We start from the raw sequence: 1,844 nt of genomic DNA, 5'->3' as shown, positions 1-1,844 counted from the left end.
AACTCATAGTGTAGAAATTGAAGTCTCCTTAGAAAGGAGGTGATCCAGCCGCACCTTCCGATACGGCTACCTTGTTACGACTTCACCCCAGTCATTGGTTTCGCCTTAGGTAATCGATTTGTTGACCAACTTCGGGCGCCCCCAACTTCCATGGTGTGACGGGCGGTGTGTACAAGACCCGGGAACGCATTCACCGCGACATTCTGATTCGCGATTACTAGCAACTCCAACTTCATGTAGGCGAGTTGCAGCCTACAATCCGAACTGGGACCGGTTTTAGAGTTTTGCTCCACTTCGCAGTCTTGCGTCTCTCTGTACCGGCCATTGTAGCACGTGTGTAGCCCAGAACATAAGGGGCATGATGATTTGACGTCATCCCCACCTTCCTCCGAGTTGTCCCCGGCAGTCTCACTAGAGTGCCCAGCCGAACTGCTGGCAACTAATGACAAGGGTTGCGCTCGTTGCGGGACTTAACCCAACATCTCACGACACGAGCTGACGACAACCATGCACCACCTGTCACCGATGCTCCGAAGAGAAGGCAGCGTTACCTGCCGGTCATCGGGATGTCAAGCCCTGGTAAGGTTCTTCGCGTTGCTTCGAATTAAACCACATGCTCCGCTGCTTGTGCGGGTCCCCGTCAATTCCTTTGAGTTTCACACTTGCGTGCGTACTCCCCAGGCGGAGCACTTAATGCGTTAACTGCGGCACCGAAACCTTGCGGCCCCGACACCTAGTGCTCATCGTTTACGGCGTGGACTACCAGGGTATCTAATCCTGTTTGCTCCCCACGCTTTCGTTCCTCAGTGTCAGTTACGGTCCAGAAAGTCGCCTTCGCCACTGGTGTTCCTCCTAATATCTACGCATTTCACCGCTACACTAGGAATTCCACTTTCCTCTCCCGCACTCAAGTCTTGCAGTTCGCAAGGCGAACAACGGTTGAGCCGTTGCCTTAAACCCCGCGCTTACAAAACCACCTACGAACTCTTTACGCCCAATAATTCCGGATAACGCTCGCCCCCTACGTATTACCGCGGCTGCTGGCACGTAGTTAGCCGGGGCTTCCTCCAAGGGTACCGTCATATATTCTTCCCCTAGGACAGAGCTTTACGATCCGAAGACCTTCATCGCTCACGCGGCGTTGCTGCATCAGGCTTGCGCCCATTGTGCAATATTCCCCACTGCTGCCTCCCGTAGGAGTTTGGACCGTGTCTCAGTTCCAATGTGGCCGATTACCCTCTCAGGTCGGCTACTGATCGCTGCCTTGGTGAGCCGTTACCTCACCAACTAACTAATCAGACGCAGGTCCATCTCATGCCGATAAATCTTTGGCGATGGAGCCATGTGACTCCTCCGCATTATGAGGTATTAATCCCAGTTTCCCGAGGCTATCCCTCTGCATGAGGCAGGTTACCTACGCGTTACTCACCCGTCCGCCGCTATCCATCTCTTCCCTTTACCAAAGTATCGTTCCAAGATTTCCCGCTCGACTTGCATGTGTTAGGCACGCCGCCAGCGTTCATCCTGAGCCAGGATCAAACTCTTAATAAAATGGTATCTAAACAGTTCCGAAGAACTCTTTAAATCAAGTTTGTCTTTCGACTCAGCCAAACGCATCGCGTTTCGCTTTTCTGTATGCTTACGCATTCAGAATTATTGTTGTTTTTAAAGAAATTGTACGCGAACCTCCAAACTTGCGTTTGAATGTTCTTACCAATCATGGTGTTGATTGTTTGTACTTGAATCTTTCCTGAAGTCTGCCGGCCGAAGCCGGTTCTCCAGTTGAGAACAACTTAATGTTCTCTTTGACTCAATTTCTACACTATGGAGTTATCAAGGTTCAT

Annotated in this window: 1 rRNA gene; it reads right to left on the bottom strand. The window is 51.2% G+C overall.

What is annotated here, in order from left to right:
• Positions 1-32: 32 nt before the first annotated feature.
• A 16S ribosomal RNA gene (locus tag E0E37_RS01190) occupies positions 33-1,551 on the bottom strand.
• Between the last annotated feature and the right edge of the window lie 293 nt (positions 1,552-1,844).

This window comes from Bacilliculturomica massiliensis (assembly GCF_900605495.1).
In the GTDB taxonomy this organism is placed as follows: domain Bacteria; phylum Bacillota; class Clostridia; order Peptostreptococcales; family Anaerovoracaceae; genus Bacilliculturomica; species Bacilliculturomica massiliensis.
The sequence above is the reverse complement of the archived record's forward strand: the minus strand, read 5'-3'. Positions and strand labels throughout refer to the sequence as shown.